At 61.8% G+C, this 20,410-nt stretch carries 20 protein-coding genes, 1 tRNA gene, 1 other RNA gene and 1 pseudogene; 7 read left to right on the forward strand and 16 right to left on the reverse strand.

From position 1 onward, the window contains the following. From QZ501_RS10470 to ffs, 12 genes are all read right to left on the reverse strand, one after another. A partial coding sequence (locus QZ501_RS10470; RefSeq protein WP_295719333.1) for a hypothetical protein occupies positions 1–310 on the reverse strand: 310 nt, incomplete at its 3' end. 417 nt (positions 311–727) lie between these two features. Continuing rightward, on the reverse strand, positions 728–2,386 hold the full coding sequence (locus QZ501_RS10475; RefSeq protein WP_295719310.1) for an AMP-binding protein: 1,659 nt from the start codon (positions 2,384–2,386) through the stop codon (positions 728–730). Between the two features lie 102 nt (positions 2,387–2,488). Beyond that, positions 2,489–3,667 (reverse strand): VWA domain-containing protein, encoded by a 1,179-nt coding sequence (locus tag QZ501_RS10480; protein ID WP_160899182.1) that lies wholly within the window; start codon positions 3,665–3,667, stop codon positions 2,489–2,491. A 41-nt stretch (positions 3,668–3,708) separates the two neighbouring features. Then, positions 3,709–4,551, reverse strand: a complete 843-nt coding sequence (locus QZ501_RS10485; protein ID WP_077531241.1) for a MoxR family ATPase — start codon at positions 4,549–4,551, stop codon at positions 3,709–3,711. 160 nt (positions 4,552–4,711) lie between these two features. Continuing rightward, positions 4,712–7,252: a vWA domain-containing protein gene (locus QZ501_RS10490; protein WP_295719314.1), complete on the reverse strand. Its 2,541-nt coding sequence runs from the start codon at positions 7,250–7,252 to the stop codon at positions 4,712–4,714. An 81-nt stretch (positions 7,253–7,333) separates the two neighbouring features. Continuing rightward, positions 7,334–7,672, reverse strand: a complete 339-nt coding sequence (locus QZ501_RS10495) for a hypothetical protein (protein WP_151440487.1) — start codon at positions 7,670–7,672, stop codon at positions 7,334–7,336. A 10-nt stretch (positions 7,673–7,682) separates the two neighbouring features. Next, on the reverse strand, positions 7,683–7,943 hold the full coding sequence (locus QZ501_RS10500) for a YcgL domain-containing protein (protein ID WP_160899179.1): 261 nt from the start codon (positions 7,941–7,943) through the stop codon (positions 7,683–7,685). Continuing rightward, complete coding sequence (locus QZ501_RS10505) at positions 7,936–9,072, reverse strand: HRDC domain-containing protein (protein ID WP_295719316.1); 1,137 nt, start codon at positions 9,070–9,072, stop codon at positions 7,936–7,938. Before QZ501_RS10505 ends, QZ501_RS10500 begins: the two co-directional genes overlap by 8 nt. An 11-nt stretch (positions 9,073–9,083) precedes the next feature. Further along, positions 9,084–9,686 carry a recombination mediator RecR gene (gene recR, locus QZ501_RS10510; protein ID WP_151440489.1) on the reverse strand — a complete coding sequence of 201 codons (603 nt, stop codon included), beginning with the start codon at positions 9,684–9,686 and terminating at the stop codon, positions 9,084–9,086. 12 nt (positions 9,687–9,698) lie between these two features. Beyond that, positions 9,699–10,022 (reverse strand): YbaB/EbfC family nucleoid-associated protein, encoded by a 324-nt coding sequence (locus tag QZ501_RS10515; RefSeq protein WP_151440490.1) that lies wholly within the window; start codon positions 10,020–10,022, stop codon positions 9,699–9,701. Continuing rightward, on the reverse strand, positions 10,019–11,791 hold the full coding sequence (dnaX, locus tag QZ501_RS10520; RefSeq protein WP_295719319.1) for a DNA polymerase III subunit gamma/tau: 1,773 nt from the start codon (positions 11,789–11,791) through the stop codon (positions 10,019–10,021). Before dnaX ends, QZ501_RS10515 begins: the two co-directional genes overlap by 4 nt. Positions 11,792–11,899: 108 nt before the next feature. Then, positions 11,900–11,996, reverse strand: an RNA gene (gene ffs / locus QZ501_RS10525) — signal recognition particle sRNA small type. A 165-nt stretch (positions 11,997–12,161) separates the two neighbouring features. On the opposite strand from ffs, the gene QZ501_RS10530 reads away from it, so the two are divergent. Genes QZ501_RS10530 through QZ501_RS10540 form a run of 3 tightly spaced genes read left to right on the forward strand, consistent with a single transcriptional unit; the run spans position 12,162 to position 15,450 of the window. Next, complete coding sequence (locus QZ501_RS10530) at positions 12,162–12,977, forward strand: RimK/LysX family protein (protein ID WP_151440492.1); 816 nt, start codon at positions 12,162–12,164, stop codon at positions 12,975–12,977. Then, positions 12,974–14,497, forward strand: coding sequence for an inactive transglutaminase family protein (locus QZ501_RS10535; protein WP_295719321.1), 1,524 nt, complete (start codon positions 12,974–12,976; stop codon positions 14,495–14,497). Before QZ501_RS10530 ends, QZ501_RS10535 begins: the two co-directional genes overlap by 4 nt. After that, the gene (locus tag QZ501_RS10540; protein WP_295719324.1) at positions 14,497–15,450 is read left to right on the forward strand and encodes an alpha-L-glutamate ligase-like protein; all 954 of its coding nucleotides are present in this window, start codon (positions 14,497–14,499) and stop codon (positions 15,448–15,450) included. The genes QZ501_RS10535 and QZ501_RS10540 overlap by 1 nt, the downstream gene beginning before the upstream one ends. A 30-nt stretch (positions 15,451–15,480) precedes the next feature. Here QZ501_RS10540 and QZ501_RS10545 read toward each other — a convergent pair. The 3 genes from QZ501_RS10545 to QZ501_RS10555 form a co-directional block, all read right to left on the reverse strand. Next, a tRNA-Ser gene (locus QZ501_RS10545) sits at positions 15,481–15,569 on the reverse strand. 84 nt (positions 15,570–15,653) lie between these two features. Then, the gene (locus QZ501_RS10550; RefSeq protein WP_160899175.1) at positions 15,654–16,484 is read right to left on the reverse strand and encodes a protein-glutamate O-methyltransferase CheR; all 831 of its coding nucleotides are present in this window, start codon (positions 16,482–16,484) and stop codon (positions 15,654–15,656) included. A 17-nt stretch (positions 16,485–16,501) separates the two neighbouring features. Then, positions 16,502–17,443, reverse strand: a complete 942-nt coding sequence (locus tag QZ501_RS10555; protein ID WP_151440496.1) for a chemotaxis protein CheV — start codon at positions 17,441–17,443, stop codon at positions 16,502–16,504. A gap of 165 nt (positions 17,444–17,608) precedes the next feature. On the opposite strand from QZ501_RS10555, the gene flgA reads away from it, so the two are divergent. From flgA to QZ501_RS10570, 3 genes are all read left to right on the forward strand, one after another. Further along, positions 17,609–18,340 (forward strand): flagellar basal body P-ring formation chaperone FlgA, encoded by a 732-nt coding sequence (gene flgA / locus QZ501_RS10560; protein ID WP_237416581.1) that lies wholly within the window; start codon positions 17,609–17,611, stop codon positions 18,338–18,340. Between the two features lie 135 nt (positions 18,341–18,475). Then, positions 18,476–18,799 (forward strand): flagellar biosynthesis anti-sigma factor FlgM, encoded by a 324-nt coding sequence (flgM, locus tag QZ501_RS10565; protein ID WP_151440498.1) that lies wholly within the window; start codon positions 18,476–18,478, stop codon positions 18,797–18,799. Positions 18,800–18,805: 6 nt separating this feature from the next. Then, complete coding sequence (locus tag QZ501_RS10570) at positions 18,806–19,297, forward strand: flagellar protein FlgN (protein ID WP_295719329.1); 492 nt, start codon at positions 18,806–18,808, stop codon at positions 19,295–19,297. Between the two features lie 13 nt (positions 19,298–19,310). Here QZ501_RS10570 and QZ501_RS10575 read toward each other — a convergent pair whose 3' ends face one another. Beyond that, complete coding sequence (locus tag QZ501_RS10575) at positions 19,311–20,051, reverse strand: type II secretion protein ATPase (RefSeq protein ID WP_295719331.1); 741 nt, start codon at positions 20,049–20,051, stop codon at positions 19,311–19,313. Between the two features lie 105 nt (positions 20,052–20,156). Between QZ501_RS10575 and QZ501_RS10580 the strand changes: the two are divergent. Next, positions 20,157–20,410 (forward strand): annotated as a pseudogene (locus QZ501_RS10580) (hypothetical protein); the annotation flags it as partial.

The raw sequence follows: 20,410 nt of genomic DNA on the forward strand, positions 1-20,410 counted from the left end.
GCGCCACCGTGCGCGCCGCAATCCGCCGCGGCTGGGTATGCCCCACCAGCCCGCGCCGGCCACGCCCGGCCTCAAGCGCCATCTTCGGCAACTGCGTCGTCTTGCCCGACCCCGTCTCACCGGCAACGATCACTACCTGATGCTGCTCCAGCAGCGAGCGGATATCCTCTACCCGCTCCGAAACCGGCAACGACTCGGGGTACGAAATGGAGGGGACCAGCGAGCGCCGCCGCGCCAGCGCCTCCTGCCCCTCCTGCAGAAGGGCCTCAATCCGATCCCGGTTTTTCGGATCCGGATCCCCCTTGCCCATCAGCCGAAGGATGCGCGCAGTCTCCCACTGCCGGCAGTCAGCCAGGGATTGCTTGATCTGTGTTCGCCAATCAGTACTTTGCTCAGTCAATGAAAGATGCGCTCCGGAATGCAAGGATCTCAAAGGTGGAGTGAGGAGGAGACTGTTAATCGGGAAGCTCTGGAGCCATGGATGGCGGAAGAGCAGCGTACTGGGGTTTGCGCGACTAAGCGCAAACGGGCTTGCAGGAGGCAAGCCCAGGATCTTTTAGCGAAGCAGGATAGCGCAGCTAAAAGATATTTACAGCGTTTCCCGATCAACAGTCCCCTCCTCACTCCGCCCGGCAGCCCCTCGTCAGGCTTGTATCTTGAGCATCCATAGACCAAAAAACCCCGCCTGAACCAGACGGGGTTTCCAAGTAACGGCAGCTGAACCCAATCAGCTGTCCCGAAGCTCCTTCCGCAGAATCTTGCCCACGTTACTCTTGGGCAGCTCATCCCGGAATTCAACATGCTTCGGCACCTTATAGGCCGTCAGGTTCTCACGGCAGTACTTGATGATCTCCTCCTTGGTCACATCCTGCTCCTTCGCGACCACAAAGATCTTCACCGCCTCACCGCTCTTGTCATCCTGAATGCCCACGGCGGCACACTCCAGAACTTTCGGATTCCCCATCACAACGTCCTCAATCTCATTCGGATAGACGTTGAAACCGGATACCAGAATCATGTCCTTCTTACGGTCCACGATCCGAACAAAACCATCCTCCTGGATCATGGCCACGTCACCAGTACGGAACCAGCCTTCCGAGTCAATGGACTTGCTGGTCTCCTCAGGGCGCTGCCAGTAGCCCTTCATAACCTGTGGCCCATGAACGCAGAGCTCGCCGGCCTCCCCGACCGGCTGATCATTACCCTCATCGTCAACGGTCTTGATCAGAGTACCCGGGATCGGGATACCAATAGTGCCGACCTGCGCGTTTCCAAGCGGGTTCAGGCTCACCACCGGCGAGGTCTCGGTCAGGCCATAGCCCTCAGTGATCTCGCACCCGGTGACCTGCTGCCACTGATCCGCCGTTGGCTTGGTCAGTGCCATGCCCCCGGCAACCGTGATCTTCAGGTTACTGAAATCCAGATTGCGGAACTCCTCGTTGTTCGCCAGCGCCACGAACAGCGTGTTCAGGCCCATGAACACCGTGAACTGCCACTTCTTCAGCTCCTTGACGAAGCCCGGGATGTCACGCGGGTTCGGGATCAGGATGCTGTGACTGCCACTCTCCAGCATGACACCGCAGTTCATGGTGAACGAGTAGATGTGGTAGAGCGGCAGCGGTGCAACCACCACCTCCTTACCCTCATCCATCTGAGTCTCAACCATCGGCTTGACCTGCAGCAGGTTCGAAACGAGGTTGGCGTGGGTCAGCATGGCACCCTTGGCCACACCCGTGGTGCCACCGGTGTACTGCAGCACCGCAATGTCCTCGCGCTGGATGCTGACGGGCCTGTAGGTCAGGCCGGCACCGGTCCTGAGCACTTTCGGGAAGGCGTGGGCCTTGGGCAGACTGTAGGCCGGCACCATCTTCTTCACGTGCTTGACCACAGTGTTCATCAGCTTGCGCTTGAGCGGCTTGTGCAGGTCCGCAAGCTCGGTGACGATGACGTGCTCAAGACCCGTGTTCGGCAGCACCTTCTCGACATTGCTCGCCATGTTGGCCAGCACGATCAGGGCACGGGCGCCGGAATCGTTGAACTGGTGCTCCATCTCGCGCGTGGTGTAGAGCGGGTTGGTGTTCACGACCACCAGACCGGCTCTCATGGCACCAAAGATGGCGATCGGGTACTGGGGAATATTGGGCATCTGGATCGCGATGCGATCGCCCTGCTGGAGATCCGTCTCATTCTGGAGCCAGGCTGCGAAAGCGCGGCTGTAGTGGTCCAGATCCCGGTACGTCAGTGTCACGCCCACACCACTGAACGCGGGCCGGTCCGCAAACCGCGCCACGGATTTCTCAAACACATCCAGCATGGTGCTGTACTGGTTCGTGTCCACGTCCCGGGAGAGATCTGACGGGTACTTCTCTTTGAAAAACTGCTCCATATCCATGACGGATCTCCTGAGTAACCTGTCGTTTGATTAGTGTTTTTGTGGCTCGGGATCTTAAAGCCTTTTTACGGTCACGTCATCCGTGTGCAATGTGGCTCAGCGGCTGAGATAGCGCATCGCGGACTCCAGCCCCTCCAGGGTCATCGGGTACATCTGGAAGCCCACCAGCTTCTGGATCATCCCCAGGGAACCACCCTGCCCCCAGTAATCCTCGGGCAGCGGGTTGAGCCAGACCACCTTGCTGAAGTGGTCCGTAAGGCGCTGGAACCAGGTCGAGCCCGCCTCCTCGTTCCAGTGCTCGATCGACCCGCCTGGATGGCTGACCTCATAGGGCGCCATGGTGGCGTCGCCCACAAAGATCACCTTGTAATCCGACGGATAGGTGTTGATCACCTCCCAGGTGGGGGTAATCTCGGTGGTACGTCGGCTGCTGTCCTTCCAGACACCCTCGTAGACGAAGTTGTGGAAGTAGTAGTACTCCAGGTGCTTGAACTCCTCCCGGCAGGCCGAAAACAGCTCCTCGCAGACCTTCACGTGCGGGTCCATGGAACCGCCCACATCAAAGAACAGCAACACCTTCACCGCGTTGTGGCGTTCCGGGACCATCTTCAGATCCAGGTACCCCCCGTTGCGGGCGGTGTTGCGGATGGTGTCATCCATGTCCAGGTGCTCGGGGGCCCCCTCGCGCGCGAACTTGCGCAGGCGCTTGAGCGCCACCTTGATGTTGCGTGAGCTGATGGTGACGCTGTCATCCAGATCCCGGTATTCGCGCTTCTCCCAGACCTTGACCGCGCGCCCGTGTCGACCTTTCTCCTGGCCAATGCGATAGCCTTCAGGGTTATAGCCATTGGCGCCGAAGGGCGACGTACCACCGGTACCGATCCACTTGTTGCCGCCCTCGTGGCGGTCGGTCTGCTCGTCCATGCGCTTCTTGAAGGTCTCGATCAGCTCCTCGAGGCCTCCAAGGGAGTCGATCTGCGCCTTCTCCTCTTCGGAAAGGTGTTTCTCGAACTCGGAGCGCAGCCAGTCATCGGGAATCAGCGCCTCAAGCAGTTCATCCAGGTTCTCGATGCCCTTGAAATAGGCATCGAATGCCCGGTCGAACTTGTCGTAATGACGCTCGTCCTTCACCAGGCACAGGCGGCTCAGGAAGTAGAAATCCTCCAGATCCGCAAATGCCAGGCGCTTCTGGAGCGCCTCGGTCAGGTCCAGAAACTCCCTCAGGCTGGCCGGCACTCCGGCACGGCGCACTTCCAGGAAAAAGTCGATGAGCATAGGGCCCTCGCTGTCAGTGGATCCGCGCTTCGGTCAGCGTATCAGCGACGCCGGCGCGCCATGAATGCCAGTTTCTGAAGCAGGTGCACATCCTGTTCGTTCTTGACCAGCGCACCGTAGAGCGGCGGCAGTGCATTGGAGGTGTCTTTGTCCTGGATCACCTTCTGGGCCAGATCATCCGCCATCAGAAGCTTGAGCCAGTCAATCAGCTCGGAGGTGGAGGGCTTCTTCTTGAGGCCGGGAACACGGCGCACATCGAAGAAGATCTCCAGCGCATCCTGCACCAGCTGTTGCTGGATGCCCGGGAAGTGAACGTCCACGATCTCCTTCATGGTGTCGTGGTCGGGGAAATCGATGTAGTGGAAGAAGCAGCGGCGGAGGAAGGCATCCGGCAGCTCTTTCTCGTTGTTACTGGTGATGACCACGATGGGGCGTTGCTTGGCCACCACCTGCTGCTGCGTCTCGTACACATAGAACTCCATGCGGTCGAGTTCCTGCAGCAGGTCGTTGGGAAATTCGATATCCGCCTTGTCGATCTCGTCGATCAGCAGCACAGCCCGCTGGTCCGCCTCGAACGCTTCCCAGAGCTTGCCCTTGACGATGTAGTTACCGATGTCGTGAACCTTGTCGGAACCCAGCTGGGAATCACGCAGGCGCGACACCGCGTCGTACTCATAGAGCCCCTGCTGCGCCTTGGTGGTGGACTTGATGTGCCAGGTGATCAGCTCGGCGCCGACGCCCCGCGCCATCTCCTCGGCCAGCATGGTCTTGCCGGTACCGGGCTCGCCCTTGATCAGGAGCGGGCGCTCCAGCGTGATGGCCGCATTGACCGCCATCTGGAGCTCATCCGTGGCAACGTAATTCTCGGTACCCTCAAATTTCATGTCAGCAACACCTCAGTCAGGAATCCTGCGGCCATGGAGCCCTGCTCAATCAGGGTCCGGCCTTCTACGAGGTGCGAAGTATATAGGCAGGGCGTCGGGGCCAACAAGTAAGCGGTTGGCCCCAAAGGCGGAAACACCGTCCAGCAATGGTCAGTGACCGTCAGCGGTTACGATTGCCGTCGTCGTCTTCTCCCGAATCCGCCTCGTCCTCCTGGTCCGGAAGGTCGTCAAATTCGGATATATCAAAGTCCTCCAGCGAGAACTCATCCTCATCAGCACTCTGCTGATTCTCCTCCAGGATCTGGTCAGCCAGGGCCTCCGGCTCCTCGGAGGCGTCATCATCGCCAAGGGTCGGGATGGCCTCATCCTCCTCACCGGTTGCCTGCGATGCCTCTGAATCCGACGCTTCTTCCGTTTCCTGTTCCTGTTCCTGTTCCTGTTGCACTGATTCTGCGTCCATTCCTGGCGCCGGGTCAGGTTCCGACTCCGGTTCTGCGGATGCGCCCATGGTGTCCATGTCGTCCACTGTGGGGATGGCCTCCTCAGCCGCGCCGGTGTCGGCCGAGTCCTCGGGGACCGCCGTCTCCGGCTCGGAAGCTGTTTCATCGCCGGGGCCCGTCTGCTGGGCCTGGTACGCAGCCGCCGCTTCAGCAAGCGAGGTTCCCTCATCCTTGTCAGGCTCGCCCTCCAACTCCTCCGGCTGCTCCGGCTCCAGATCCGCTTCCATAGCCGGCTCTTCCTGCTCGGCCACCACATCCGCCGGTTCAGTTTCAGGACCAACAGGCGACTCGGGCTTCTCCGTCTCCTGTTCATCGCCATTACCACGCCGGCGCAGCCACCACCAGAACCCGCCCGCGATGGCGCCAAGCCCAATGATCAGACCGCCACCAACGCTGCCCCAGAGCAGCCAGTTGATGCCGGCATCCGGCTCAGACCGCTGTTCCGGCTCGGGAGTCTCTTCCGGCACTTCAACCGGCTCGGGATCAAACAGTGGCTCTTTCTGTTCAGGTTGGGACGGGGTCGCGGGCTCGGGCGCAGGCTCCGGCTCGGGTGCCGGTTCAGGCTGCCGAGGCTCAGGCTCGAGCGCCCGGTAGTCCGCCGTATCCGCCGTTCGCGGGAATTCCGCCGCGAACGGCGGCGTGTCCAAGGAGACCACCCGCCCGTCCTGGGTTTCCGCCTGCATACGGAGCCGTACCTGATAGGTGCCGTTACCCCGCTCACCATGGAGGGTCAGTATGCGCTCACTGGTGCCTGAGGCCGGCTCCAGTGAACGCTTCCGTGTTTCACCATCCGGGCCTGTCACTGAAGCCTCAACCTGGATACTGTCCGCCTCCAGACCTGGATCCCGTGGCATTACCCGGAAGGTCCATCGGCTGTCATCGCCGGTACCAAGGCCCTGGATCTCCGTGTCAAAAGGCGGCGCCAGTGTTACCTTCTGGCGCTGGCTGCGCTGGAAGGTTTCGCCTTCACCGATGAGGCGGACCTCGTATTGCCCGGGTTCGGTCAGGGTTCGGATTTCGCCATTGAAGACGCCATTTGAGGGAACGCGGTCGCCGGAAAGCCGGACGGTGCCCTGGCGGTCACCCTCCGCATTCCGGATCTCGGCACGGACATCCATGACGCCGAGGAAATCCTCATCCGTCAGCCTGTCGCCGTCTTCATAGAAAGCCACTTCCAGATCCAGAATATCCGAAGCAAAGAAGCGCGAGGGCAGGTCCCCCGCCGCCATGCGCAGCTCACTCACCACCTTGATCCGGCTATCCGGGCCCACCATGGCGTCCACTTCCCAGCGCCCGGTAGCGGGCTCTGGAATGGTCACCAGGTCATAGGTCTCTGCGCGGTGCCAGCGGGCCCCTTCCGGCAGGCTATTGCGCGTCACCCGGCTACCCGAGGGATCAACGAGCTCCGCGGACTCACTGCCCTCATCCCGGAAGATCAGGGCAGTGAATTCATCCACGCTGTCATCGATCGAGAAGCCGTTGTTCTCAAGCGGCACCTCTTCCGTTGGAGAGGCTGCCCCAAAGGCGGAGAGAAAGGCGCTGATCAGCTCCGAATCGGAGCGTGCAATGGCGTGATGGCCCCCGGTCTCGGCGGCGAGCTGCTCCAGCAGCGGCCGATCGGCTTCGTCGGAGAGCGCGATCGTATGCAGACGCGCGCCGTGCTCGCGGAAGTGCCCGAGCACGTCGTCAAGGATGCGCTGGCGCTCTTCCCGGCTGGCTTCCTCCCCTTCCGGCACATCCACCATACCGTCGGTCAGCAGGACCACATGGGTATTGTCGTAGCCCCCACCAGGCCAGAAATCCTCAGTGGCGGTCTCCAGCGCCCGCCCTATTTGGGTGTACTGGCCGGGGGAACCGATACGGGAGCGGGCATCGCGCATCTCCTGGCGCCACTGGTCATCAACCTCTTCCAGAGGCACCAGCATGTTGACATAACGCGCAAAGGTCCACAGACCGCTACGGGCCCCTTCAGGCATGAGTTCCGCGAGCATGGGCACTGCCTCTCCCCGCAGATTGTCGGGGTCAGTGCGCTTCATGCTCCCGGAAACATCCACCACAAACCGCACATCGATATTATCGGGCAGCTCCGGTGCCTGGGTCTGGGACGCCTGCTCCTGGGCCTGGGCAGTCACCAGCCCGGTCACCGTGAACAGCAGAATGGTCAGGAGGGCGCGGAACGATCTGGACGCTGACTTTCCCATGGTGGCCTTATTAAAGCGGTTGATTACACTCAACCTATAGCAGGAATCCCGTGGAATGAAAGCACCGGTAAAGCGGGTGTCTCAGCTTTTCCGGCGCCGGTAGCGAGCCCAACCGGAATCCAGGGCCAGCACGAGCACCATGACAATGGCGGCGAGTGCGTAGACAAACAGGGTGCGCCCCATCACGTCCGGCTGCTCAAGCACCACGGCATAGAAGAAATTCAACCACGCGGGCACCAGCCATTCCGCGGCCCGCTCCGAGGCCACCGGGGTCAGCAGAACCACGGCGAAAAGACCCTTGAGAAACTGGCGGAGGATGCGCAGAGGTAACCACCACACGATCACAGCCCAGAAGCGGTAGACGACCAGGAAGCCAAGCAGATAGACCGCCCAGGCAATATTGTATTCAGTCAGCAGCATGTCCATGGACCTAACCGGTAACCTCCGTCTCCTTCGGGGGCATCTGGAGATAGAAGCCCTGGTCCCCGATCGCCGCAATCACATCACTGGCACTGGCCCGTGCCAGCTTCCGGTCTGGGGTCAATACCAGATCCATGGCATGAATCGGAAGGCCAAAATAGGTCATCAGTGATGACGGGAGCGTGGCCGGATCTGTCTCCCTTGGCACGAACACGTACATGCCTTCACGCTTGCTGCTGCGGTAAATGCTGATCAGGTGCTTGTCACTCATGGAAACAGGCTTCCAGTTCCTCTCTGCGGGGTGCCAGTGCCCGGCCGCGCCAGCCCTGCGTCAGAAGATCGGGCAGGCGGCCCTCACGAAGGCCGGTGCGGACGGCTGGCTCAAGATAACGCCTCGAAGCGATGAGTTCCAGCGGCAGATCCAGGCTTTCCGCCTGCTCGGCCAGAATCCGCTTTACGTTTCGGTAATGATTCTTCTCACTGCGGGTCAAAGGGGCCGGTATGGGCTCTAGGGACTGCTCCGGGCCCTCAACCACCTCTGAGATGACCGCCAGAAGCGCATCACCCTCACGCCGCACGACCCCGCTGGGCATATCCTCTATGGCCGCGAGCGCCTTACGGCTGCGCGGCACCGCTTCGGCCAGGCGGATCAGAAGCCGGTCCTCAATGACCCGGCCACGCGGACGGTCCAGTTCCCGGCACCGATGCTCACGCCAGGTGCACAACGCCCGCAGTACGGCCTGATTGCCCGGGCGCAGCCGCCAGGCCCCGGTAAGTCTCAGATAGTAGGATTCAGGCGCATCAGCAACGCTCTGACGTTCGCACCAGGTCCGGCTCTCCTCGGCCAGCGCCTCCTGGAAGCCTCTGGCCGCAACCTGCTCCATAAGCTGCTCATGGAGCGGGCGCAGGTAGTGAACATCGGCCACGGCATAGTACAGCTGGGCATCGGACAGCGGGCGTGCCAGCCAGTCCGACCGGGTTTCGCCCTTGCCTAGGGCCACCCCGAGACAGGATTCGACAAGCCTGGCATAGCCCACGGACATACCATGGCCGGCAAAAGCCGCCGCCAGCTGCAGATCCAGTGCGCCACGAACACGCACACCGAGCCAGTCCCGGAACAGTTCGATGTCCTCACTCATGGCATAAAGGTGTTTCGAGCGGTCCGCATCCTCCAACAGCTTGCGCAGCACCCCGGAGCCCTCGGCAGCCCCGGGTTCAACCAGCGCAACCTCCCCTGCTGCGGCCAGCTGCATCAGACCCGGGATCGCATGGAAGGTGGTCACCCGTTCGAACTCGGAGTCCATGCCAACCGGATGCTCCGGCGGCAGATCAGCCAGCCAGTCATCCAACTGTTGCGGGGTGTCCAGCCAGGCGACCTGATCCGGGTTGGGTTGATCCATGAGTGACTCCACTACCCGGCGAAAGGCCGGCGGCCCCGCAGGGCATGACTGAGCGTACCGCCATCGACACCGCCCAGCTCACCTCCCACGGGAAGACCCTGGGCAGGCCGGGTGATCGTGACTGTTTCCGGATCCACACGGTCCGCGATGTAATGGGCGGTGGCATCGCCCTCAACGGTAGCGTTGGTGGCCATGATGAGTTCCGTCACCCCCCGTTCATGGATCTGGGCCAGCAGCTGATCCACCCCAATATCCTCGGGGCCTATGCCATCAATGGGAGACAGATGCCCCAGCAGTACAAAGTAGTAGCCCCTGTAATCCCCTGATTGCTCAATAGCGGCGAGATCGGCGGGCGATTCCACCACGCACATCAGCGAACTGTCCCGCCTGTCATCGGCACAGACCGGGCACAGGGCGTCCTCGGCAAAGGTCTGGCAGCGCTCACAGCGACCGATGTTGGCCAGGGCGTCGTCAAGCTGGCGTGCCAGGGCGCCAGCCCCAGCACGATCGCGCTCCAGGAGCTGGAAGGCCATGCGCTGGGCGGACTTGCGTCCCACACCGGGCAGGCACTGTAATGCATCAATCAGCGCCTCAAGACGCGGACTCAGACTCATGGGCCCTCCGGCTCAGAACGGCATGTTGAAACCGGGGGGCATGCCCATGCCCTGGGTCATGTTGCCCATCTTCTCCTTCTGGTATTCCTCGACACGGCGTACGGCATCGTTCACCGCCGCCGCCATCAGGTCCTCCAGAACCTCGCGGTCCTCGTCCATCAGGGATGGATCAATGTCCACGTTACGCACATCATGGCGCCCGTTCATGGTCACCTTCACCATGCCGGCACCGGACTCCCCAGTAACCTCAGCCTTGGCAATCTCTTCCTGCGCCTTCTGCAGGTCCTCCTGCATCTGCTGCGCCTGCTTCATGATGTCGTTCATGCCACCCTTCATCGTGCCACCTCTCTGCTGTCTGATGCCGCCGCTGGCGAAGCCTGCGGAGGCTTTATACTGTCTTCAATAACCTGGCCGCCGAAACGCTCCACAATCTGCTGCACCACGGGATCCCCGTGAATGGCGCTGACGGCATTCGCCTGCGCCTCTTCCATCTGCGCCTGCCGGTGGGTTTCCGGGGTTGCCTGGCCCGGCTCACCCTCACGGAAGACCAGGGTAATGGTACTGCCGACCACAGCCCCAACAGCCTCACGGATCCGTTGCTGGTGACGCTCATGCAGCAGCTGGTAATGCCCGGCGGCCAGCGTCAGAACCCAGGCCCCTTCTTCCTCATGGCAGGCCGCGTTCGCGGCCAGCGTCGCCGGCATGCCCTGAAGGGGGAGCTGATCGAAGTCACGGCACCAGTCGAAACCGGACGCCACACCGGGCTCCGGGGTGACAGCCGACGTCTCGGGCGCCTCCGTGGCTGGTGATGCCTCCCCGGCATTCCGGTCCGCCTCGTCCTCAGGAATGGGCGGCTCTGGTTCAGGCACCGGATCCGGCGCTGGTTCGGGCTCGGGAGCGGGTTCAGGCTGGGGCTGGGGTTCTGGTTCGGGCTCCGGCGGGGATACCGGTTCCCCGGCGGGAGCGCCCGATGCCTCCGCCGCCGGCTCCGAGCGGCCACCCTGCGGTGGGGTCGCAACCGGCTCCGGCCGGAAAGCGAGCATGCGCAGAAGTGCCATCTCAAAGCCCATGCGCGCATCCGGCGTGATCGCCAGATCCCGCCGGGCGGTCAACGCCGTCTGGTAGAACAGCTGGGCATCTTCCGCGCTCAACTGACCTGCCAGGGTCCGGACCTGTTCCCGGTCTCCCTGGCTGTTGTCATTGCTCCCAGGAATCGCCTGCTCCTGGGAGATTCGATGGAACACATCCAGCATGTCCGCCAGTACCGCGCTGTAATCCGGTGCGTACTCCGCGATCCGGTTTACCTCCCTGAGCAGCGTCTGGCCATCTCGCTGGACCAGGGCATCCAGCATACTGAAGATGTCCGCCCGGTCGAGGGTGCCCAGCATCCGGCTGACGCTCTCGGATTCCAGACGTCCGCCACTGAATGCCACCGCCTGGTCGGTCAGGCTCAGGGCATCGCGCATACTGCCATCGGCGGCACGCCCCAGAAGCCAGAGGGCACTGTTCTCATACTCAATACCTTCCTGGGCCAGGATGTGCTCCAGATGGGATACGATCAGTTCCGGCCCCAGGCGCTTGAGATTGAACTGCAGGCAACGCGACAGGATCGTGACCGGCAGCTTCTGGGGGTCAGTAGTGGCGAGCAGGAACTTAACGTGGTCGGGCGGCTCCTCCAGTGTCTTCAGCAGCGCGTTGAAGCTGTGGCTGGAGAGCATGTGGACCTCGTCAATGAGGTATATGCGGAAGCGACCGCGGGTTGGCGCGTACTGGACGTTGTCCAGCAGCTCACGCATGTCCTCCACGCGGGTCTGGGAGGCGGCGTCGATCTCGATCAGGTCGACGAACCGCCCATCCTGGATTTCACGGCAGCTGTCGCATTCGCCACAGGGATTGGAGCTGACGCCCTGCTCGCAGCTCAGGCACCGCGCCAGAATCCGGCCGATCGTGGTCTTGCCCACGCCCCGGGTACCGGTGAACAGAAACGCCTGATGCAGCCGATCCTGATCCAGCCCGTGCACGAGCGCCCTGAGCACGTGCTCCTGACCAACAAGATCCTGAAACCGGGAAGGGCGCCATTTGCGCGCAAGTACCTGATACGTCATGCCGGACCATCCATTATCTGATGGGATACCTTATCACGGCCTTATCTTGGGCTGGCAAGCAGAGGGCTGGCCGGGGAGCAAAGCTCGGGAAAGGAAAAACTGGGGGTGGCCTGCCAGCGACACTCCGGCACACGAATCCACCGCTACGGCTGCTCCCTTCCGGGCCTGACCGGGTTCACGGTTTATCGTTGCGAAGGCACCAGCAGGACCACCATCGCGCTCAGTCCGGCGGCTGATCCCGCCTGCGCTGAGACCGCGGAGTCTATCACCGCCGTAACCCGCGCTTCAAGCGGTAACCATCGTCAAACAGAGGTGCAGCCTCTATACTCCCCCATGTCTAACGGACATTACCACAGCATAGAGGACCCCCATGCCAGCTGCGCCACGCATCCTGATTTTACTGGCGGCGCTGATAAGCGCCGGCTGTACCCATTTTACTTCCTCCTCCACAGCGGAAAGTGACCTCAGGGTGCTCAAGACGCAGCTGGCGCAACAGCAGGATCAACTGGCCTCCCAGCAGGTATTGCTCAACGCCCTGCTGAGCGGAAACAGGAACGTGGCGGAACAGCAGCAGCAGGGGTTCGCCAATGTCCAGGACCAGATGGAGCGGCTGCGCAGCGTCACCAACCGTCATCTTGCATCCCGCAGCACCAACAACGATGGCGACACCTGCCCGATCCTGAACACCGGCCCGGCCAACGGGAACGAACAGTGCTCCGGACTCACGACCATCGGTTCGGTGGAGGGCATCCGCCTGCTGCCGCCGGATCATCTTTTTGAGGCACGGATCGACACCGGTGCCAATACCTCATCCCTGGACGCCAGGGATATCGAGTTCTTTGAGCGCGACGGTGATGACTATGTCCGCTTCACACTGGCGGGCGAGCATTTCGCAGACCGCGGCGCCATGGAACTGGAACGCCCGGTGTCACGGTTCGTGGAGATCATCCAGGCATCCACTGATGAGAATGAAAGGCGCGCAGTGATTGAACTCCAGTACCGCATCGGCTCGATTGAGCGGGTTGCGGAGTTCACCCTGAGCAACCGGGAACGCCTGACCTACCCTGCCCTGATCGGGCGCAACATCCTCAGGGACCTGTTCACGGTGGATGTATCACGACAGTTCATACTCAGTGACCCCGATAAACTGAAAGAGGCCGCCGGCAGCATCGAGGGTGAAGAATGAGGCAACAGCCACTTTTCTTCCTCGCTGTATCGGTGCTGATCATCATTGGTGTGTCAATGATGTGGCTGCGGCATGACCGCCTGGGGATTCCCCTGCTGCCAGCAAACGACACGCCAGTCTGGCTGGTGGAGGCACGCATCGATTTCGTCGCCATGGGAGACGAGACGCTGGCAAGCCTGAGCCTCCCGAATGACCCACCGGGTTACCGTATCATTTCCGAACAGGCCGCCTCTCCGGGTTACGGGTTCTCGCGCATCATTGAATCCACGGGGCGTCGTGGCGAATGGTCCAAGCGGCAAGCGACGGGCCCCCAGACCCTCTATTACAAGGTTCAGTTCGCTCCGGGCAAGAACGGAACGCCCCGCCCCAGCGGCAACACCGAGGCTCCCTCTGACCCCCAACGGATCATCTGGGAGGAGCCCCAGGCCACAGCCGCCGCCGACCTGCTGGAAACAGCCCGGCGGCGCTCCAGTACACCGGCGAGCCTGACCCGGGAACTGATCAAGGCAGTCCAGAGCCCCAACGACCAGAACGCGGCACTGCTGCTGGACCAGCACTCACCCCAGCAGCTGGTTGTCCGCCTTCTCAACCAGTCCGGTGTCCCAGCCCGTCTCGCCATGGGCCTGAAGCTGGAGGATGCCCGCCGCAACCAGAGCCTCCAGCCGCTGGTGGACGTCTACATCGAGGATTCCTGGCACCTCTATGACCTGGAGCGCGGTGGCCAGCAGGGCATCACGCCCAATACCCTGGTCTGGCACCGCACCAGCGGGCCCGTTCTGGATGTCATGGGCGGGCAGAACTCCCAGGTGCGCTTCTCGATGATGCGCCAGAGCATTCCCGCCCTCGACCTCGCCCAGAGCCAGACCTCGGCCGACCAGCCTCTGGGTTACATCAGCCTCTACCAGCTGCCGATTGAGGAACAGGGCATGCTGAAGCTCCTCCTGCTGCTGCCCCTGGGCGCCCTGGTTGTGGCCTTCATGCGGATCGTGATCGGCATCCGCACATCCGGCACCTTCATGCCGGTTCTGATTGCCCTGGCCTTCATCCAGACAACGCTGCTGCCGGGCCTCACCGCCTTCCTGACCATTGTCGGGCTGGGACTGCTCCTGAGAGGGTATCTGTCACGCCTCAACCTCCTGCTGGTGGCCCGGATCGCCGCCATGATCGTACTTGTGGTGCTGCTGACAGGTCTGCTGAGTGTCTTTGGCCATGAAATGGGGATCAACCTTGGGATGACCATCACCTTCTTCCCGATGATCATCATTGCCTGGACCATCGAGCGGATGTCGGTGATCTGGGAGGAACAGGGGGCCCGGGAAGTCGCCATACAGGGCGGTGGCAGCCTGCTGGTGGCCATTGCCGCCTATGGGCTCATGCAGCTGGCGACGGTCCGACACCTTACCTTCAACTTCCCTGAGGTCCACCTGATCATTCTCGCGCTGATCCTGCTCGTCGGGCAGTACACGGGCTACAAGCTGTCCGAGCTTTACCGTTTCCGTTCGATGGTGGAGAAGGACTGATGCTGGTGTCTCCCGCCACACTCCGGAGCCATGGCCTGCTGGGCATGAACCGCCGGAATGTGTCCTATATCTCCAGGTATAACGAGCGCCGCCTCTATCCGCTGGTGGACGACAAGAAGCTCACCAAGGAGCGGGCCATGCTGCACGGGGTGGCTACACCCACCCTGCGCGATGTCATCGATACCCAGCATGGCGTCCGCGATCTAGGTAAGCGCCTCGGGGGACTCGAGCGTTTCGCCATCAAACCCTCCCGTGGGGCCGGCGGCAAAGGCATTATGGTCATCCGGGAGCGCGACGGCGAGCAGTTCCTGAAGGCATCCGGACAGGCCCTCACGCTGGGTAGCCTGCAGCGTCACTGCTCCAACATTCTTGCAGGCCTGCACTCCCTTGCCGGCGCCCCCGACTCGGTCATCATCGAGGACCTTATCGAGGCGGACCCCTACTTCGAGTCCCTGTCCGTCGAGGGCGTCCCGGACATCCGCGTCATTATTTTCCGCGGGATACCGGTAATGGCCATGCTCCGGCTCTCAACCCATGCCAGCGACGGCAAAGCCAACCTGCACCAGGGCGCGATCGGCGTCGGGCTGGACCTGGCCAGTGGCCGCTGCATACACGCGGTACAACACTCCAGGCGCGTACACAGCCATCCGGACACCGGCGTTGACCTGAACCGTATCGCCATCCCGGACTGGCAGAACCTCCTCACCCTCGCCGCCCGCTGCCATGACCTGACCGGACTCGGGTATCTGGGCGCCGACATCGTGGTCGACCGCAACCGGGGGCCTTTGATGCTGGAGCTCAACGCCCGGCCTGGCCTGGCCATCCAGATTGCCAATGGCAAGGGACTTCTGCCCCGGCTTCAGTGGATTGAGGCCCCGGAGAACACCCCGGACAGCGCTGAGGCACGGGCGGGGATGGCCATGGCGGAGTTCGGGGAGAAGATCCCGACATAAAAAAACCCGGCACATGGCCGGGTTCTGTATTGGCGGAGAGGGAGGGATTCGAACCCTCGGTACGCAGTACGTACACGCGCTTTCCAGGCGCGCTCCTTCGACCACTCGGACACCTCTCCTTTGATCGGTACGCGTGTGGGCTGTAGGGCCCGCCGCGTTTGATGGGCGCAGACTGTACGCAAAACGTGGCCCGAACGCAACACTCACTTGGCGCGGTAAATGATTCCCGGCCGGCACTGGACCATTTCGTAGTACTGGTTGAGCCCGTTGAGCGACTCGGAGGCACCCAGGATCAGGTAGCCACCGCGCTTCAGTATGCCGTGGGTGCGTACCAGGATGTCGTGCTTGAGATCACTGGAGAAATAGATCAGCACATTCCGGCAGAAGACAATGTCGAACCTGCCGGAACCGAACCGCTCCAGCAGGTTGTGTTCGCGGAAGGTCACCATGTCACGGATTTCTTTGCGGACCTGCCAACTCCCGGACGGAAGCTGAGTGAAGTAATGCTTCTGACGATCCGCGGACAGACCTCTCCCTAGGGCCAGCAGTTCATAGATACCGTCCTTTGCCGCGTCCACCACGGGCTTGGACACGTCCGTGGCGATGATCTCCACGGGGCGGCGCAGGCGGCCGGGATTACGGCGCCGGTACTCGTCAATCACCATCGCAATGGAGTACGGCTCCTGCCCGGTCGAGCAGGCAGCTGACCAGATCCGCAGGGGCTGGCTGGAGCTCTCCGCAGCCATCTCTCCCAGAAGCCGCTCCTCGAGAATGCGGAACGGATGGGTATCCCGGAACCAGAGCGTCTCGTTGGTGGTCATGGCGTCAATCACGGTCTCGCGCAGTTCGCTGCGCGGCTGCTTACGCAGGCGCTGAACCAGCTCGCCAAGACTGTTGAACCGGTTCTCCGTCATGATCCGCCGCAGACGGCTTTTCACCAGATACTGCTTGTTGTCCCCCAACAGAATGCCGGAGGCATCCTGCAGGAACTCCTTGAAGGCGCGATAGTCCTCCTGGCTGATCTCGGAACTCATCGGTGTCGGCGTCTCCGTCAGGACGGCATATGCTGTTGCTTATCCATGACTGCCATAACCCGCTCCGCAAGCTCGTTGGGATTGAACTTGGCCATGAATTCATCAGCACCGACCTTCTGGACCATGGCCTGATTGAACACACCGCTGAGCGACGAATGCAGCATGATATACAGGGGAGCCAGAGCTGGATTGTCCTTGCAGTGTGTCACCAGCGTATAACCGTCCATTTCCGGCATCTCCACATCGGAAATCATCAGTGCCAGATGATCGTGGATTGGGCTGCCATCCGCAACCAGTGACTCCAGGTATTCCAGCGCCTCGCGGCCATCATTGCAGATGACGACCTCAAGCCCGACCGCTTCCATGCAGCGCCTGATCTGCCCTCTCGCCACGGAGGAATCGTCCGCGACCAGCACACGCATTGCCGCATCACCGCTGGTATCCAGCGTCGACTGGAAGGATTCACTCACGCTGTCATCAATGGGCGACACCTCCGCCAGGATCTTCTCCACGTCCAGAATCTCCACGAGCTTTCCCTCAAGCTCGGTGACCGCCGTGAGGTACTCCGCCCGGGCCCGTTTGGGTGGCGGGTGCACATCTTCCCAGTTGAGGTTAACGATCCGTTCCACCCGGCGCACAAGAAACCCCTGGGTCTTGCGGTTGTATTCCGACACGATCACCAGCGACTCTGACAGTTCCTCATCCGGAATCGGCTGTCTGCCGATGGCCATACCGGTATCAATGATCGGCACCGTCTCACCCCGCACGTAGGAAACCCCCCGGACCACAGGGTGGCTGTGCGGAATTGCCGTCAATGCCGGGCAGGGAAGCACTTCCCGGACCTTGAACACATTGATGCCGTAGAACTGCTCCCCCTTGAGCTGGAACAGCAGCAGTTCGAGCCGGTTCTGCCCCACCATCTGGGTACGTTGATTCACGTTGTCGAGTAGTCCCGCCATAGTCCTGCCCGTCATAATGAGCCGGCATGGTTGTTGCATTTCATAACGGAAGAATGCGAACAACGTCCGGCTTATGCCGGATTTTCGCCGGTATGGGTTGTGCCACCCCCGACACGGGTCGAACGTGGCACCGATTACCCGCAAGGATAGGACATTTTGACCGCCATGCGCATCGCCAACGCCAATCCAATGCCGGTTTTCCGCTATCTCCTCCTGGCTGCCATGCTGCTTCCGGGGGTGGCAACGGCTTCGGAACCGGAGCAGACCACCGCTGAACGCATCACGGACGCGGCGGACGGTTTCCTGGAATCCTTTGCAAAGGAACAGGCTGCAAAGGGGCGCGAGGTTGAATACGACATTGGCAGCGTGGACAACCGACTCTCGCTCAACCGCTGCCCGCAGGCGCTGGGGGTCGAATTCGCTGGTGACCCGGAACGCTCCACGCGCACCACGCTGCTGGTCAGTTGTCAGGGGGATCAACCCTGGCGGATCTTTCTCAGTGCGACAGTGCGTATCCAGGTGGACGGCTGGGTCGCGGACCGGCCCATTGGCCGTGGCGAACGGCTCAGCCCGGACATGCTGCGCTCAAGCCCGGTGGTCCTCAACGAACAGCGCCGCAACGGGTTCCGGGATCCCGAGCACATGATCGGCATGCAGGCCACACGCACCATCCGCGCGGGTACTCCGATCACGCCGCACATGGTCGAGAAACCATTGGCAGTGGAGCGCGGCGACCGCGTAGTCATCTCTGCAGGAAGCGATGCATTCTCCATCACAACCCGAGGCAAGGCCGAGCGCAGTGGCCGCGTGGGCGAACAGATTCCAGTGATCAACGAAAACTCGGGGCGCCGGGTCCGCGGCCGGATCACCGAGCCCGGACGGGTCGCGATCAACTGAACGGAAGCGGCAGGATCATGCCGAAAAGCGGCAGTTCCATGCCTGGTGATGAAAAAATGCCGCGCAAGGCTAAAGTCTGCGGCCACGCTGCCGTTACAATTCACAGAGAATCCGGATCCGAACGGGGTGAAAGCCATGGCAATCGATTTCAATGGGGCCAACAACAACGCCCTCAACACCCAGAAACAGACCCTGCGGCAGCGTGACGACGCCCAGGGGCAGAAAACGCCACAGCAGCCCGCGGAAGGCGGCTCACAGGCGCGCGAGAGCACCCGCGTGGACCTGAGCCCGGACGCACGCAACATCAAGGCTGCAGAGCAGACGCTCCAGCAGCAGCCGGAAGTGGACGACGCCAAGGTGTCCCGCATCCGTGAAGCGCTTGAGGACGGTTCCTACTCAGTCGATGCCGAAAAACTGGCCCAGAAAATGCTTGATGTGGATGACAGCATTTTCGGGTAAAACGCCATGACTGACCGCAAGACAACGTTCGAAACGCTGGATCAACTGCTGAGAAAGGACGAGGCCAACCTCACCCGGCTGGCCGAAGTACTGGAGCAGGAACCCCGGTCCCTGGCCGGCAACGATATGCAGCAGCTGGAACAGGCGACCAGTGAAAAAAACGAACTGCTTGATGCACTCAGGGAACGGGCGAAACAGAAAATCCGCCTGCTTGCCCAGCTCGGATACAGGCCGGACAGTGGTCAGGCCGTCAGCGATTACCTCCGTGACCAGGCAGGCGCTGATTCACTCCTGATGCAGCGCTGGGAAGCTGCCCAGAAGCAGCTCAGCGAATGCCAGCACCGCAATGCCGTCAATGGCCGAATCCTCGGTCACCTTCAGCGCCGCATATCCCGTATCTCGGATATCATCCGCGGAGTGGACCAACAGCAGGCGCTTTACGGAAGCACCGGCGAATCCCAGAGCCTTACCCACAGCCAGGTATTCGCCAGCGCCTGATGCCGCAACCGGCTCAGCGGGACCTGATGGTCAGGCTGGAGGCACTGGAGAAGCGGATGTTCCTCATGGTGATGTTCCCCATGGAATGGGAAGCGGGCGCACCCTCCACCCGGATGCCTTCCATACGGATCTCATGGATATGAGTCGGCATGGCCAGACTCACACCACCCTGTTCGCCAACGGCAAATCCGGGACCATCCGGCCCGAACTCCACGCCTGTCACCGTCACGTCCGCATCCAGAAAATTCATGGCAGGCAGGAAAGTGCGGGCGGTAAACTCAAGGGCATCCAGAGCCTGGTCTTCGGCTTCTGCATCGGAGGCCGGAATGGCGGACAGCTGAACCGCACCCGCGGGGAAGGTATCCCTCCCCTGGGCCACAACGCCCCCCATTTCACTGTCACTCAGAGGCTGCATGCTGGCGCTGTCGATGCGCACCTGCTGGCTGCTGGTCTGGGGCCCCTTGGCAGGCAGCGCCGGAGTAGGCGATGCCAGTGCAGCCACCGGCTGAAGTGGCGTAATCACCATGGCGGTCAATGCTGCCGCATAACGGTACCGGTTCTGGTGACGCAGCGTGCGCTGCAGCTCCCGCTCGGAAAGCCAGCCCGCCCGCAGGAGAATCGCACCCAGCTTGTCGCCGGATTCGCGCTGTTCCTCCAACGCCACCTGGAGCTGATAGTCGGTGATGTAGCCCCGATTGACCAGGATCCGACCGAGACGGCTTTTCTCAAGCTGCTGGGAGCTGGGCGTTGCCATGGATGCCACCCTCTTGTTGTGCAATCCGAAAATCCGGGATCATAGTGGCGCGGCCTGTGATCCGTGTACAGAAATTAAACTTTATGAAAGGTAACGGAACGTCAAATGGCCTCTCATGATGCATCGGATCCACAACCGGGCGTGATCATCGCCGGCGGCGGGGTAGCCGGAAGCCTTGCGGCACGCCGGCTTGCGGAGAGCGGCATACAGGCAACCGTGCTGGATCCTGCCCCACCCTCTCCGCCGGACCCAGAACGCCGGGGCGCGCTCTACATGAAGCCGGCGGTGGACTACAATCCGGAAACCCGGTTTGCCCATCAGGCCTTCCAGGTCGCCTCGGAATTCTACACCCACCTCCA

This window comes from uncultured Halovibrio sp. (assembly GCF_913056445.1).
Classification (GTDB): domain Bacteria; phylum Pseudomonadota; class Gammaproteobacteria; order Pseudomonadales; family Oleiphilaceae; genus Halospina; species Halospina utahensis_B.